This window comes from Campylobacter sp. RM12647 (genome assembly GCF_020138135.1).
In the GTDB taxonomy this organism is placed as follows: domain Bacteria; phylum Campylobacterota; class Campylobacteria; order Campylobacterales; family Campylobacteraceae; genus Campylobacter_E.
Genome location: NZ_JACGAS010000001.1, coordinates 35599 through 49905, shown reverse-complemented (window position 1 = coordinate 49905; position 14307 = coordinate 35599). Strand labels below are relative to the sequence as shown.

General features: G+C 28.5%; 14 protein-coding genes. 7 read left to right on the top strand and 7 right to left on the bottom strand.

The annotated features are described in order from the left end of the window. The first annotated feature begins 35 nt into the window (after window positions 1–35). Both AVBRAN12647_RS00245 and AVBRAN12647_RS00240 read left to right on the top strand, forming a co-directional pair. Window positions 36–890: a hypothetical protein gene (locus AVBRAN12647_RS00245; RefSeq protein ID WP_336614499.1), complete on the top strand. Its 855-nt coding sequence runs from the start codon at window positions 36–38 to the stop codon at window positions 888–890. A gap of 62 nt (window positions 891–952) precedes the next feature. Further along, on the top strand, window positions 953–1816 hold the full coding sequence (locus tag AVBRAN12647_RS00240; RefSeq protein ID WP_336614498.1) for a hypothetical protein: 864 nt from the start codon (window positions 953–955) through the stop codon (window positions 1814–1816). A 91-nt stretch (window positions 1817–1907) separates the two neighbouring features. On the opposite strand, the gene lepB is transcribed toward AVBRAN12647_RS00240, so the two are convergent. Continuing rightward, entirely contained in the window at window positions 1908–2759 is an 852-nt protein-coding gene (gene lepB / locus AVBRAN12647_RS00235; protein WP_214117914.1) for a signal peptidase I, read from the bottom strand. Continuing rightward, window positions 2746–3591, bottom strand: a complete 846-nt coding sequence (locus tag AVBRAN12647_RS00230; protein WP_336614201.1) for a bifunctional 5,10-methylenetetrahydrofolate dehydrogenase/5,10-methenyltetrahydrofolate cyclohydrolase — start codon at window positions 3589–3591, stop codon at window positions 2746–2748. The genes lepB and AVBRAN12647_RS00230 overlap by 14 nt, the downstream gene beginning before the upstream one ends. A gap of 60 nt (window positions 3592–3651) precedes the next feature. Between AVBRAN12647_RS00230 and AVBRAN12647_RS00225 the strand changes: the two genes are divergently transcribed. Genes AVBRAN12647_RS00225 through AVBRAN12647_RS00215 form a run of 3 tightly spaced genes read left to right on the top strand, consistent with a single transcriptional unit; the run spans window position 3652 to window position 5510 of the window. Further along, window positions 3652–4005: a hypothetical protein gene (locus tag AVBRAN12647_RS00225; RefSeq protein WP_214120453.1), complete on the top strand. Its 354-nt coding sequence runs from the start codon at window positions 3652–3654 to the stop codon at window positions 4003–4005. Further along, window positions 3995–5272, top strand: coding sequence for a glutamate-1-semialdehyde 2,1-aminomutase (gene hemL, locus AVBRAN12647_RS00220; protein ID WP_336614497.1), 1278 nt, complete (start codon window positions 3995–3997; stop codon window positions 5270–5272). The genes AVBRAN12647_RS00225 and hemL overlap by 11 nt, the downstream gene beginning before the upstream one ends. Beyond that, complete coding sequence (locus tag AVBRAN12647_RS00215; protein ID WP_336608663.1) at window positions 5265–5510, top strand: AtpZ/AtpI family protein; 246 nt, start codon at window positions 5265–5267, stop codon at window positions 5508–5510. Before hemL ends, AVBRAN12647_RS00215 begins: the two co-directional genes overlap by 8 nt. A gap of 24 nt (window positions 5511–5534) precedes the next feature. On the opposite strand, the gene flgH is transcribed toward AVBRAN12647_RS00215, so the two are convergent. Further along, window positions 5535–6212: a flagellar basal body L-ring protein FlgH gene (gene flgH / locus AVBRAN12647_RS00210; protein ID WP_214117919.1), complete on the bottom strand. Its 678-nt coding sequence runs from the start codon at window positions 6210–6212 to the stop codon at window positions 5535–5537. 69 nt (window positions 6213–6281) lie between these two features. Between flgH and pta the strand changes: the two genes are divergently transcribed. Continuing rightward, window positions 6282–7736 (top strand): phosphate acetyltransferase, encoded by a 1455-nt coding sequence (gene pta, locus AVBRAN12647_RS00205; RefSeq protein ID WP_336614496.1) that lies wholly within the window; start codon window positions 6282–6284, stop codon window positions 7734–7736. Between the two features lie 21 nt (window positions 7737–7757). Further along, window positions 7758–8927 (top strand): acetate kinase, encoded by a 1170-nt coding sequence (locus AVBRAN12647_RS00200; protein ID WP_214117921.1) that lies wholly within the window; start codon window positions 7758–7760, stop codon window positions 8925–8927. Window positions 8928–9001: 74 nt separating this feature from the next. Here AVBRAN12647_RS00200 and AVBRAN12647_RS00195 read toward each other — a convergent pair whose 3' ends face one another. The 4 genes from AVBRAN12647_RS00195 to AVBRAN12647_RS00180 form a co-directional block, all read right to left on the bottom strand. Further along, window positions 9002–9571 (bottom strand): hypothetical protein, encoded by a 570-nt coding sequence (locus AVBRAN12647_RS00195; RefSeq protein ID WP_336614495.1) that lies wholly within the window; start codon window positions 9569–9571, stop codon window positions 9002–9004. 118 nt (window positions 9572–9689) lie between these two features. Next, window positions 9690–12446, bottom strand: a complete 2757-nt coding sequence (locus AVBRAN12647_RS00190) for a type III restriction-modification system endonuclease (RefSeq protein WP_336614494.1) — start codon at window positions 12444–12446, stop codon at window positions 9690–9692. A gap of 1 nt (window position 12447) precedes the next feature. Then, a complete protein-coding gene (locus AVBRAN12647_RS00185; RefSeq protein ID WP_336614493.1) occupies window positions 12448–13956 on the bottom strand; it encodes a site-specific DNA-methyltransferase in 1509 nt (502 codons plus the stop codon). 167 nt (window positions 13957–14123) lie between these two features. Continuing rightward, complete coding sequence (locus tag AVBRAN12647_RS00180) at window positions 14124–14285, bottom strand: hypothetical protein (protein WP_336614492.1); 162 nt, start codon at window positions 14283–14285, stop codon at window positions 14124–14126. Window positions 14286–14307 lie beyond the last annotated feature (22 nt).

Genomic DNA, 14307 nt, shown 5'->3' with positions numbered 1-14307 from the left:
TTTGCTATAATTAATCTTATTTTTAAAGGTAGGATATGAATGAGTTTTTAATATATCTAACATATTTTTTAGATAATTTACATGGTTTAGCTAGTGGGATTATTAGTATTTTAATTCCTATAGATTATGTGCCATTTTTTATTACCTATCCTACGCTTTTTACCCTTACATTTTTTATAGGATTAAAGCTCTATCCTAGATTTATAATAGCTTTATATATTTTATTTTTATATTTGGTTATAAGAATTGGGCTTATTGATAGAGATGCCGGTGGGTGGTTTGTAGTTTTACAACTATTGCTACCAATTATATTTTCACTATTAATTTGGTGGTTTTATAAGTTAATAATGAAACAAAATCAAAAATTTATTAAAGTTATCTTTTATTTTTTCTCATTTTTAATGATTGCCTTTCACGGAATATTATTAATAAGTCATTTTAATTTACAGCAAAGTCCAAAACACGAAGTAACAGAACTTAAAAAACCAAATACCTTATTATTAAGCACAATTGAAAAACAAAACTATACGATAAATGGTAAGTTTTTTAAAAGCGTAAAGTTAATAGTTGATAAAGAAGTGCAATTATATGAAGATTATAAAAAATATGAAAAACGCTTTGAAGAAGAGGCTTCAAAATTACCAACTAGACTTAGTAAAGATAAATTAATAAATTATGATATTTATGGTTATTATAAACCTTGTAGTTATGCAATAACAAATTTAAATAATTTGAGTTTAGAACTTAGCCCTAATCTTAATAGAATTTATGATTCTTTTACTAGGTTATTTATTGATAACTATTATCTTAGTTTAGACAATTATATAAGTGATTGCTCTAATGATGTTTATACAAATTATTTAAATAAATTAAAAGGAGAATTAAAATGAAAACAAGTTATAAAAATATTAGTAATTTTTATAATTAGTCTTATTAAATATAAAGGATAAATTTGAATATAGACAATTTAAAAGATTATAAAATAAAAAACGATTATTTATATAGCTTAGAGCTTATTAGATTGTTTAATGAGATTTTTTCAATTTTTCTTACACTTATTTCATGTTATTTTGTAATAGATATTATCAATGAATTAAATAGTAAACCCGAAAAAACAATGACTGACATACGAAGAATTCAAAAAGGTTGGAGTGGTATTATTGATGGTATTTTTTTTGTTGCATTCTTTTTAAAACTTAGACAAATAAAAAGACTTAGATTTGTTAAAAATAATGATTTTTATATTAGCGTAGATAATGAAAAGATATATTTTGATACTTATGAGATAGATGAAGCAGGTGTTTTTGGTATAGCAAAGAGCTATAAGAAAGTAACTGCAACGATAAATAAAAGCGATATAGTTTTTAGATTACAAACCAAGCGACCTGCTTTAGCTTATTCGTATATATTCAATAAAGACGCTTATAACACTAAAGAAACAGAAAATCAAAGTTTAAATTATAGATTAGACTACCCTATAGCTAGAATAATTTTCTTTCCTATAATTATGTTTTTTGTAATATTAGATATTTTATCAAGCTATTTAGCACTATTTTTCTTAAATGGTAAAAACTTAAAAACTTACACAATATATCAAACTAAAACCAAGCTAGTTTCATTGCCTTTTGTTGATGATTTATCGGTTTATTTTTTATACACAGAGTTTAGACAAAAGTATTCTGCAATTAGCAAAGGTGGATTTGAAATGGAATTTAGAGAAGAAGAAGCACAACCACTAGGCGAAAAATACATAGCAAAACAACAAAAGAAAATTGAAAAGATTTTAAGTGAAAAGTCTTCAAATACAATTAAATAATTTTAATTTTTATATAAATTACTTTTAAAATATAATGTATTATAAAATAAATTCTAATTCAAATCACAAGAATTTGAATTAGATATTTTTGTCAATCAAGAGAATTAATATCGCTTATTTCGTGATGGATATATCTTTCATCGTTTTCTAAGGTATCAACGCTTTTAAACATTCTTTCCCAGCGGATATTATAATCATCATCCCAGCTTAGATAAACAAACCAAGGCTTACCTTCAATATATTTATAATCTACACTTCCCCAAAAGCGGCTATCGTTTGAATGGTCACGATTATCACCCATCATAAAGTATTCATTGCTAGGCACCTTATAATAATACGCTTTAATATCACTTCTTAATTCACTAACATAAATTGGCTTCATTACAAACTCACCCTTAGCCATAAAGTATTCTATGACCTTATCAAAATCCACTCTTTCATCATAATGAATACCCTTTTTAGTATAAGGCTCTTTTATGTATAATTTGCCTTGTAAAATCACTTGTTTATTAGCAGGATAATTTGCTCTCATATATTCATCTCCTTCGTGCATTCTCACATAAAGGGTCTTATTTGCAAATATTATCTCATCATCTCCTAAAGCAACGCAGCGTTTAACATAATGTAGCTTTGTATTGTGCGGATACAAAAACACCACTATATCATCTCTTTTAGGCTTAGCATAGCTTAATAAATGCCCATCGCCTTTAAAATCAGGCAACACAGGAACTTCTAGGAATGGAATTCTAGGAGTTGGTATCCCGTAGGCGAATTTTTTTACAAATAAATGATCTCCTACTAAAAGTGTGTTTTTCATAGAGCCACTTGGTATTGTAAAAGCTTGAGCTACGAAAAATATAAAAACAAGAACAAATACAATAGTCCCTGTCCATGAATTCCAAAAATCAACTAATTTTTGCCATTTTGTTTTATTTTCTTGCATTTTCTTCCTTTTTTAATCTTGCTTCATATGTGTTTTGCATTAGTGCATAAATAGTCATAGGTCCTACTCCGCCAGGAACTGGAGTAATCATACTAGCTTTATTACTTGTCTTAAGATAATCTCCTGATAGTTTTTTGCCATCAATTTCTTTGCAAATCCCAACATCAATTAAAATAGCCCCATCTTTTATAAAATCATCATTTATTAGATGAATTACACCTGTAGCACTTATTAAAATATCAGCGTTTAAAGTATGCTCTTTTAAATCTTTTGTATATTTGTGGCATACGCTAACACTTGCACCTTCATTAATCATCATAGCAGCAAGTGGGCGACCTACTATGATACTATCGTTTATTATGCAAATATTTTTGCCTTTTACACTGATACCATAATGCTTCATTAAAATATCAATTCCAAGCGGGGTGCAAGCATAAAAATGTGGTTTTAAATTCGCTAAGACTAAACCTAAATTAAGTGGAGTAAAACCATCTACATCTTTAATAGGATTTATAGCGTTTATGATATTGTCTTTATTGATATGATTTGGTAAAGGTAGTTGCACTAAGATAGCATCTATACTATCATCATCATTTAAATCTCTTATGATTTTTAATAATTCTTCTTCGCTAATACTACTATCTAGCTTATAATCTTTACTAATTATTCCTAATTCATTACAAGCTTTTAATTTACTTCTTACATAAACCCCACTAGCATAATCATCTCCTACTAAAATTACAGCTAAGCAAGGTTTGGTTTTTAGCTCATTAATTTTGAGTTTTAATTGTGCGTATAATTCTTTGCTTAATTTTTTTCCATCTAGTATCAATTTGTAACCTTTATAAAAATAAAGATTGTATTATAACCCTTAAAAACAACGGATTATAAAATGAAATCAAAATTAATATTATTAGTTTTTAGCGTATTTGTTTATGCTAATAGTGATTTTTTAAGCAAAGATGAATATCAATTAAGCTTGTATCAAAACCCAAGGGGAATTGGCTGTGATAAATGTCACGGGCTTGATGGAAGTGAGCAAATATTTGCTACTTATAAAGAAAATGGAAAAACCATTCAAGTAATAATCCCTAGTATTAAAAATATTAGTTATGAGAATTTTTATAAAGCCTTAGTTAGTAAAACAAGTTCAAAAAATATAATGCCAAATTATTATTTAACAAATGAAGAAATAAAAAATTTATACTTATATATCAAGAAAAAAGGAGAAAAAAATGACAAATAAAGAAGCTTTCGCACAAGCACAAACATTAATAGCAGGTGGGGTTAATTCTCCTGTAAGAGCATTTAAAAGTGTAGGTAGTGAGCCTGTATTTATAAAAAAGGGCGATGGTGCTTATATAATTGATATTGAAGATAAAAAATACCTTGATTTAGTTCAAAGCTATGGGCCTTGCATTTTAGGACACGCTGATATAAATGTAACAAACGCTATTATTAATGCAGCAAAAGATGGCACAAGTTATGGTGCTCCTACATTAGCTGAAAGCAAATTAGCACAAAAAGTTATATCGTTATATCCTGCAATAGAGCAAATTAGATTTGTAAATAGTGGGACAGAAGCTACTATGAGTGCAATTCGCTTAGCAAGAGCTTATTCTAATCGTGATGGGCTTATTAAATTTGATGGTTGTTATCACGGACACGCTGATATGCTTTTAGTAAATGCAGGAAGTGGCTTGGCTACTTTTAATACTCCAAGCTCAAGTGGAGTTAGTAAAAACGCTGTAAAAGATACTTATACAGCTAAATACAATGATATAGAAAGCGTAAAAGAGCAAATTGCTATAGCAAAGAGTAATGGTGGTGAAATAGGTGTAATTATTATTGAACCAATTGCAGGAAATATGGGTTTTGTCCCTGCTAAAAAAGAGTTTTTAGAAGACCTTAGAAAGCTTTGTGATGAATTAAAAATCGTTTTGATTTTTGATGAAGTTATGAGTGGTTTTAGAGCTGCTTTAGGTGGGGCTTTAGAGATTTATAAAGTTGTGCCTGATATGGTTTGTTTTGGTAAGGTTATTGGCGGGGGACTTCCTGTTGGAGCTTACGCTGCAAAAAAAGAAATTATGCAACTTCTAAGCCCACTAGGCGGAGTATATCAAGCAGGAACGCTAAGCGGAAATCCACTTGCAATGGCAGCAGGTATTGCAAATCTTGAGCAATTAAACGATGATATTTATAAAAAATGTGACAAATGGGCAAAAAATGCAATTAATGCTATGTTAGATGAGAGTAAAAGTGCAGGAGTGCCTTTTGTAGCTAAAAATATAGGTTCAATGTTAGGATTTTTCTTTAATGAAAAATACCCATTAAATTACGATGACGCTAAGACAAGTGATACAGCTAAGTTTTCAAGATTTCATAAAATTATGCTAGAAAATGGAGTAAATCTTGCACCATCAACCTATGAAACTGCATTTATTTGCTCTAAGTTTGAAGATAAAGAATTTGAAATATTTATAAATGCGTTCAAAAAGGCTATTCGTGCATAACGAAGAAAATAAAAGAGCTAAAAAAGTAAAAAGTGTAATAGACGCTGCAAATCATCTAAGCTTAGGTATTAGCATTGTAGTTGCAGTGCTAATTGGCGTTGGTTTAGGAATTTTACTAGCTAAGATTTATAAGCCTTTATTTTTTGTAGGACTTGCGTTTGGAATAGCAGCTGCAATTTCAAATGTATATAAGGCTTATAAATTATTATTAAAAATCAACGAAGATGATAAGAAATAAAGTCTTTTTAACCTTAAATCAAGGTTAAAAAGGCCAAATAGTTTCAACTGCTTTTGTTCCCCAAGGTTTTTTAGTAGCTTTATCAATTTCGCCTTGAGTTGAATAAAGTATTTTAGCGTCTGCTATGTATTTGCTCTCAATTGTGTTTTGACCTGTTATATCATAAGGTCTAATTACTCCAGAGATTTGAACGATTTGTTTTTCTCCGTTTATTAATAATTGTCTTTTTCCTTCAATAAAATAATTTCCATTAGCCAATACCTTTATTACTCTAGCACTAATTGTTGTTTGAAATTTTTCATTTCTACTAGCTTGACCGCTACCACTAAAGTCTGAATTATTTTTTGTTTGAAAGCCAATATCTGCTGATTTATTAAGACTTGATAATAATCCTGCAAAAACTCCGGAATTTAAATTAGCATTAGAAGATTTATTTGTGCTTTTACTAGCTTTACTACTTTGGCTTGTATCTTCTTTAATAATTATCGTAACTATATCATTTACATTCATAGCTTTATTATCGCTAAAAAGTGGATTAGAGCCTTTTCCAAAAAGTGAGCCTGGACTTCCTAAATTATTATCAGCCTTAGGTTCAATTTGCTCTACATATGTTGGAGCTTTCATATCCATTTGCGGATCAGCCAAACCACAACCCGAAATTAACAAAGGGAAAACAAAATATTTTATGTAATTTTTTTTCATATTTTCTTCCTTATTTATTAATATTTTAGGCATATACTCTAGCGAAAATTAATCAATGAAGGAGTAGCAATGAATGCGATTTACTTTCAAAAACAAAGCAGGGAAAGTTTAGATAATCTTGCTATAAAATTATCAAAAAAATATTCAAATATTGTTGTTTTCCAAGCACTTGCTTGTGAAGACGGGGTGTGTGGTTTAAATAAATTATCAAAAGAGCATAATATAAAAACTGAATACTTATACGATAGTGCAACAGGCGTTAAAGAGTATTTGAAAAATGAAAATACTTTTTATAAAAATATAATCATTAAAGTTAATGAATTAAAAGCTAAATATGATTTTGTATTAGTTGCTAGTTTTGGAGTTTTTGGTGGTCTTGATACTTTTTGGATAAATCTAAAACTAAGTAAAGAGCTTAATTTAAATTATGTAATTGATAATGATTTAACCAAATTTGAGTTTGCTAAAATTCATCATAAATACGCAAGTTTATATAATGAAAATATAAGCTTAGATGAGTTATTAAATCTTAAAAAACCTGATTATATAAGCCCAATGGCATTTGAAGTTATGCTAGAGAGCAAGGCTAAAGAAAATATTAAAACCATAGTTTTACCAGAAGGAAATGACGAGCGTATTTTAAAGGCTGCTAGTATTTTATTAGAAGGTAAAGCTGTTAAATTAATTATCTTAGGAAACAATAAAGAAATAGCACAAAAAGCTAGTGATTTAGGTATAGATTTAGATGATGTTAAGACTTATAATCCAGGTAATTCATCATTAGATGATGAATGTGCAAATGCACTTTATGAAGCTAGAAAATCAAAGGGAATGAGCCTTGAGCAAGCAAAAGAGCTTATAAAAGATAGAAATTATTTTGGAACTTTACTAGTTCATTTAGGCTACGCTGATGCTATGGTTAGCGGGGCTGCATGTTCAACTGCTGATACAATTCGCCCAGCTCTTCAAATAGTTAAAACTAAACCAGGTGTTAAGAGTGTAAGTGGTGGATTTTTTATGTGTTTAAGTGATAAGGTTTGGTATTTTGCTGATTGTGCGGTAAATCCTAATCCAACTCCTGAAAATCTAGCCGAAATTGCAAGTGTTAGTGCAGCTACTTATAAGGCTTTTGGTTTTGAGCCAAGAGTTGCAATGCTATCTTATTCAACTGCAAATAGCGGTAGTGGAGTAAGCGTTGATTTAGTAAAACAAGCGTGCGAATTAGCAAAATCTTATGAGGGATTAAATTATGATGGTCCTATACAATTTGACGCAGCAGTAGATATTGCAACAGCAAGTAAAAAAATGCCTGATAGCAAAGTAGCAGGAAAGGCAAATGTATTTGTATTCCCTGATTTAAATGCAGGAAATATAGCTTATAAAGCAGTGCAAAGAAGTGCAGGGGCTATTGCGGTTGGTCCTGTTTTGCAAGGTTTAAACAAACCTATTAATGATTTAAGTAGGGGTTGTTTGGTTGAAGATATTGTAAATACATGCTTAATTAGTGCAATTCAAGCACAATAAATTATAAAAAAAGGAAAAATTATGAAAAAAATATTAGTTTTAAATGCAGGTTCAAGCTCACTGAAATTCCAATTATTTTTTAATGAAGATAGTGTTGCGAGTGGTTTGGTTGAGCAAATTGGAGAAAGCAATTCAAGAGCAAAAATTAAATTTGATGGCAAAGAATTAGAGCATTTAGGTGGCATAAATAATCACGAAGATGGCTTAAAAGTAGTTCGTGATTTATTTGCTAAAAGCGGACTTTTAACTGATTTTAATGAATTAGCAGCAGTAGGTCATCGTGTGGTGCATGGTGGGGATAAATTTATTAAAGCAACATTAGTTGATGATAAATGTTTAAAAGCTTTAGATGAATTAGTAAAATTAGCACCTTTACATAATCCTGCAAATATTTCAGGAATTAAAACAATCATAAATCTTGCTCCAAGTGTTAAAAATATAGCAGTATTTGATACAGCATTTCATCAAACAATGCCAGAAATCGCATATCGCTATGCAATAGCTAATAAATATTATGAAGAAGATGGCGTTAGAAGATACGGCTTTCATGGAACTTCTCATGAATTTGTAACTCGTGAAGCAGAAAAATTCTTAGGTATTAAAAACATAGATGCAATTACAGCTCACTTAGGAAATGGTGCAAGTATTAGTGCTATTAAAGATGGTAAATGCGTTGATACTTCAATGGGACTTACTCCACTTGAAGGATTAATGATGGGAACTAGATGTGGGGATATTGATGCTGGAGCTTTATTTTATTTAGCATATAATAAAGGTTTAAGCATTGCTGAACTTGATAAAATTTGCAATAAACAAAGTGGTTTATTAGGAATTTGTGGTGCAAATGATATGCGTGAAATTGAAGAAAAAATGCAAAATGGTGATAAGAAAGCAAAATTAGCATTTGATATGTTTTGCTATAGAATTGCAAAATACATAGGCTCATACCTTGCAGTAACTCCTGCTAAGGCTCTAATTTTTACAGCAGGTATTGGTGAAAATGATGATTTAATGAGAGCTGCGGTTTGTAAGCAACTTGCACATCTTGGCTTTAGCATTGATGAAGAAAAAAATGCTAAGCGTGAAAAAGTAGCTAGAAATATAGCAAAAGCTGATTCAAAATACCCAATTTTAGTTATTCCAACTAACGAAGAATTATCAATAGTAAAACAAACAATGGAACTTATTTAATCCTATTGATTTAAATTCTTGTAAAACTATAAATAATTAAACATTATTTGTAGTTTTACTGCCATTATATCTTCTTAATTGTATTTTATTTTATATTTTGGGGTTACATAACCACACCCATCTATATAATATTCTCTCTCTTCTTTTTCCTTAGTATATGAGTTATATAACATTACTTGCATTTCATCTCCATCTATAAATTGAAATGAATTTTTATCAAAAAATCTTTTTTCAAAAAATACTAGATTATTGTTAAATTCATTAACTTCTTTTAATTCTAAACTATCTAAAGTTTTAAGAGATTTAACTTCATCAATGCTATTATAATTTTTCACTTCATATATTTTTGCATTACTTAATTTAAAATAATTTACAATTGCTCTTTTATATTTTTCTTCTTTTTCTAAATTACATTTATATCCGCTTTTAGAATAATCATATTTATAATTTGTATACTCATTTTTAAAATCCCAAAATAATAAATAGCCTTCTACTTCTAATTGCCTTTCAAGAGAGCAAAGCTCTTTTTTGGTTTTAAGAAATTTATCATAAGTTGAACTGAAGTATTTACTATAGATATCGTATGAATACTGAACAAGCATTAAAAAAGCGAAAATAGCAATGATAAAAAACGCTAAACTCAAACCAACAAATAAAGATTTTTTATTAATTCTTTAATAAAAGAAAGCATTTAACACCTCATATTTTTAATATAATCTTGTATTCTAATTTAAATCCTTTAAGGAATTTAAATTAGATTAATTATTTTTTATTGATTATATTTTTTATGATTGTTTCTAATTTATCATTATTAAATTGTTTTTCAAAGGTAATATTTATACCTTTAAAAAGACTTTCTGCGTTAGTAATTTTCGCATTTTCATCACTTCTTAGATTGATTTTACTATCTACGCCTTTACTTTCAAGCACAAAATAATGGATATTTTCTTTATCATCTTTTAATACATAAGCAAAATCAGGCGAATAGCTAAATCCACCCACTACAGGGATTTTTAATGAGTTTTTAGGTATTTTCATAAAGACTTGTATGCTTTTTATATCTTCTTTTATTATCTCTTGCTCAATTTTACTATCATAAAAAATCTGCTCGTATAAAAAGGTATTATTTGCTAATTCATCTCCACCTAAAACACCTATATCACTAGCATTTATTTCATTTAAGATTTCACCTTTTTCATTAGTGATTTTGGTAGGATGAATGTGGTGTGAAAACTCTTCGTAAGATATGCTAAAAAGCTTACTAGAATTACTTAAAAGATAAAAATTAAATTCCTTACAAATAGCATTCAAACTAGGCTCATTTAAATAATCATTTATGTTAAATAAACCATCTTTCATTAACTCATAAAAGGCTTTATGTAAAGTGTTTAGATTAAGACCTAATTTTGTGCTAAGTCCTAGCAAAAACTCTCCATAATTTAGAGTTTTTATATTTATTTTATTATTTAAAATATCTTTTTGGCTTTTTAATTGATTATTACTTACGCTTAATTGTGTAATTTTTATATAGCTTGAATTATCTTTTGCTTTAAATTCTTTTAAAAACTCTTTAAAATTAGCTAAAAACACATTTTCAATGGCATCGTATTTTAAAAATACTTTTTTGTTTATTTCTTCCCATAAAGTCTTGATTTGTGGATATAAATTAGTTTTGATTTTTACTTTATTTTCTAATTCATTAGAGTTTTTAATCTTGCCTTTTTTAATGTTATTTTTGCTAAATGCTTTTGGATATTTTGCTTTTAAAATATCTACATTTATTATCTTACTTCGCTTGTTTATAGCACCGCATTCTAAAAGCTCATCATAAATCAAATCTTCATCTAAATCATATTCACTTAAAATTATTTTATAAATTTTCTCATCTAATAAATCATCTATTTTTATATCAAAACACTCATCACTTATCTCAATTTCATTTATAAGTTTTTGAGTAAAATCACTCTCACTAGCATCTACGAAATAATTTAAATAATGTTCTTTATTAGTAATTCTATTGCCGTATTCATCAACAGGAAGCCTAAGCCCACGCCCAACTTCTTGAAGCTTACTTATCTCACTTCCGCTACTTCTAAGTTTGCAAATATTAAATACATTTGGATTATCCCAACCTTCTTTAAGCGTCCATTTTGAAAATATAAATCTTCTAGTATTATTAAGACTAAGTAGGCTCATTTTATCGTGCAAAATCTCATTGATTTCTTGCTCTATTTTATCATCTTTATCGCTATTATCTTTTGAAAAATAACCGCCGTGAGTAAGGCTAATATCGTTTAAAGATTTTTGTAAATATTCTTTATAAAATCCTGTGCTAAGCTTTAATTCTTCTTCTAGTTTGCTTTTTAATGCCTTTTCAAAATATTCTTTTAGCCTTGCGTTTTCTCCACGATAAGAATTTATATCATCTATAAAAAATAAGCTTAAAGGCTTTAATTTTATCTTTTGATTTAAAAACTCTCGCTCTAACTTAAAATGCTCATCTAAACAAGCATTTATCATTTGCTTAGCTAAATCATCATTAAAGCTAAAAGGATTAAATTTTTTATCTTTAATTAGCTCTACGCCATTTGATAAAAGTACTTTTTGCTTACTTAAATCTTGCACGAAAATATCTAAAAAATCATAAAAACAAGCGAAATTTTGCCCCTTGCTAAGTCTAAACTCACGCTTTTTATCATCACAAAAAATAGCTTCATTATCTACTATATCTTGAAGTTTAATATAAGCTTTATTTCCTATTTCAAATTCTTGCACGAAAGTTTTTACACCTTTAACCAAATTATCATTAAAGGCCTTAAGTGGGGTTAGGTTATAAAGTAGGTTTGAGTTTTCTTTAAAAGTCGCTCCATATCTTAATATAAATTGTGGTTTTAGTTTTAAAACATTTTCCCAAGTTTTACTAGCTTTATCAAATTTATGTGGCTCATCAATGATTAAAATACTTTTAGTATCTGCTAATGCAGGAAGTATGCTAAAAAATCTATCAAAAAGATTGCTTTCAAATTCTTTTTTAAAAGTATCTGAATTGAGCATCCCTGCATTTATTAAAAGCACTCTTATAGAAGCTTTATCATCGTGATTGCAAAAATCTTTTATGCTTTGTGGCATTTGCTCTTTTTTACTTGATTTTTCGCTTTTTACTTCGTAAAAACTTAAGCTTTTTTTAAACTCATCTATAAAATGTTGGCGTGATAGCTCAAAAAAACTTTTAGTCCCTGATTTAATAGCTAAAGTTGGCACAAGCACTATAAAGCTATCATATCCATAAGCTTCATTTAGCATAAACATAGTTTTTGTGTAAGTGTAGGTTTTACCTGTGCCTGTTTGCATACAAATATCATAAGTGTTATCATTTATAAAGTTTTGATTTTTTATGCCATTAAACTCTTGAATTTCTTTAACATTTGCCTTTATATCATTACTTGAAAATATTTTTAAAACACTTTGAATAGCTATATTTTGATATTCTAAATCATTAGTATAATTAAAGCTACCCATCTTAAAATCTCACTTGTAATTTAATGCCTAATTTAATTAAAGCTTCTTTTAAACTCTTATGTTCGCTACTCGTAAAACTAGCATTGTATAAAATAACTCTTTCGCAAATTAGCTCACTATCTTGTAATTTTTGCATTAGGGTTTTGATATTTTCGCTATTAAAATGTGGGAAAACTAAGTAAAGCAATTTATTACAATAATAAGCCTTATAATCGTTTATATTTATTATTTTAAATTCCACATCTAAAGCTATACCATCGGCTAGTTTATAGCTAGTTAGAATTTCATTTGTTTTATCGTTATTAAATGGTGCAAAAAGATTATCGCCTAAGCTTAAATCTAGTTTTTCTATTTTTTCTAGTTCTAATTCATCTTTATATACTATCTTAAATTCACTAAAGTCTAAATTAGTAGCGTTTGGATAATCTTGCTTGATTTTTTTCGCAGCTCTTATTAATCTTTCTTTGGTAATTGCATAAATTGTTGGCTTGCAATTAAGCTCATTTTTTACAAAATCATAAGCAATTTTACTCTTTTTCTCATCTATTGGCTCATCAAGTTGAACTAAAATAAACTTTCTATTTCCACTATCTTCGGCATTTAATTGCATAATAGCGTGCCCTGTTGTCCCACTTCCTGCAAAAAAATCTAGGACAATATCATCTTTATCGGTTGAAATTTGTAATATTCTTTTTAATAATTTAGTTCCTTTTGGATCGTTAAAAATACCTTTACCAAGCAAAGAAGATAATTCTTCATTATTGCTATGTGTATGCCCCACTTCATCATAACTCCATACACTACCACAAGAAATTCCTTGTCTAACTTCAGTAATATAAGTTTTTTTATCTATTCCACCTTTTGAATTAAAATACAGTTCGTTATCATAAAATAGCTGTAATAACTTATCTTTAGAATATCTAGGGTATCTACCTATCGGAGCTTGCCAAGTTATTCCATTTGGAAAAGTTATACTATATTTACCCAGCTCACTTCCACTTCTTGCATGAATTGGTGTTGGTTTCCAAGCACCTTTAGGATCATTATCTCTATTTTTATATGCAGAATTTTGTTTCTCGCTTCTTGGTAATAAATTTAATTTATTATTAATCCTATTCTTAAAATAGCAAAAAATATGTTCGTGTTGATAAGACATATCTGTATCATTAGAAGTTGTGTATTTGTTATTCCAAATAAAATCAGCTACGAAATTCTCTTCACCAAAAATCTCATCACACAAGAGCTTTAATTGAGCTGCTTCATTATCATCAATTGAGATAAATATCACTCCATCATCTTTTAAAAGCTTTCTAGCTAAAAATAGCCTTGGATACATAAAGGTAAGCCACGCTGAATGTGAGCTTGATTTTTTAGTGCTAAACTCTAGCACTCTTTTAGCTTCATCTTCACTCATTCCAGCGTTTATTAAATCATCTAGCTTATAAGCTCTAGTATCATTATAGACAAAATCCTTATTAGCGGTATTATAAGGTGGGTCTATATAAATCATTTTGATTTTTTTATAATAGCTATTTTGTAAGTGTTTTAAGACTTCTAAATTATCGCCTTTTATGAGTAGATTTTGTTTTAGATTTTCATTAAATGTGCCGTTTTGTTTAAGGTAGCTTGATGGTTTTAGATTTGCTAGATATTTTGCGTGTTTTTTGCCTAAAAAATTTAAACTATAACTCTCATTTGTAAAATCCCCCCCCCCCCGTTAGCAGCTATTTCGCTTTGGAATTTTTCTAAATTAAATTTTCCATCTTTATCAAAACATTCAGCAAAATGTTCTTTTAATATATCTAATTTGTTTTTGCAGTCCTTATGTAAAAGCTCCATTTTCTCTCCTTTTTTTCGTGGA

What these genes read in the sequence shown, in the direction of transcription:
- AVBRAN12647_RS00245 (WP_336614499.1), top strand. Translation starts at nt 36, where the DNA reads ATGAATGAGTTTTTAATATATCTAACATATTTTTTAGATAATTTACAT.
- lepB (WP_214117914.1), bottom strand. Translation starts at nt 2,759, where the DNA reads ATGCAAGAAAATAAAACAAAATGGCAAAAATTAGTTGATTTTTGGAAT.
- AVBRAN12647_RS00225 (WP_214120453.1), top strand. Translation starts at nt 3,652, where the DNA reads ATGAAATCAAAATTAATATTATTAGTTTTTAGCGTATTTGTTTATGCT.
- hemL (WP_336614497.1), top strand. Translation starts at nt 3,995, where the DNA reads ATGACAAATAAAGAAGCTTTCGCACAAGCACAAACATTAATAGCAGGT.
- flgH (WP_214117919.1), bottom strand. Translation starts at nt 6,212, where the DNA reads ATGAAAAAAAATTACATAAAATATTTTGTTTTCCCTTTGTTAATTTCG.
- pta (WP_336614496.1), top strand. Translation starts at nt 6,282, where the DNA reads ATGAATGCGATTTACTTTCAAAAACAAAGCAGGGAAAGTTTAGATAAT.
- AVBRAN12647_RS00200 (WP_214117921.1), top strand. Translation starts at nt 7,758, where the DNA reads ATGAAAAAAATATTAGTTTTAAATGCAGGTTCAAGCTCACTGAAATTC.
- AVBRAN12647_RS00190 (WP_336614494.1), bottom strand. Translation starts at nt 12,446, where the DNA reads ATGGGTAGCTTTAATTATACTAATGATTTAGAATATCAAAATATAGCT.
- AVBRAN12647_RS00185 (WP_336614493.1), bottom strand. Translation starts at nt 13,956, where the DNA reads ATGATTTATATAGACCCACCTTATAATACCGCTAATAAGGATTTTGTC.
- AVBRAN12647_RS00180 (WP_336614492.1), bottom strand. Translation starts at nt 14,285, where the DNA reads ATGGAGCTTTTACATAAGGACTGCAAAAACAAATTAGATATATTAAAA.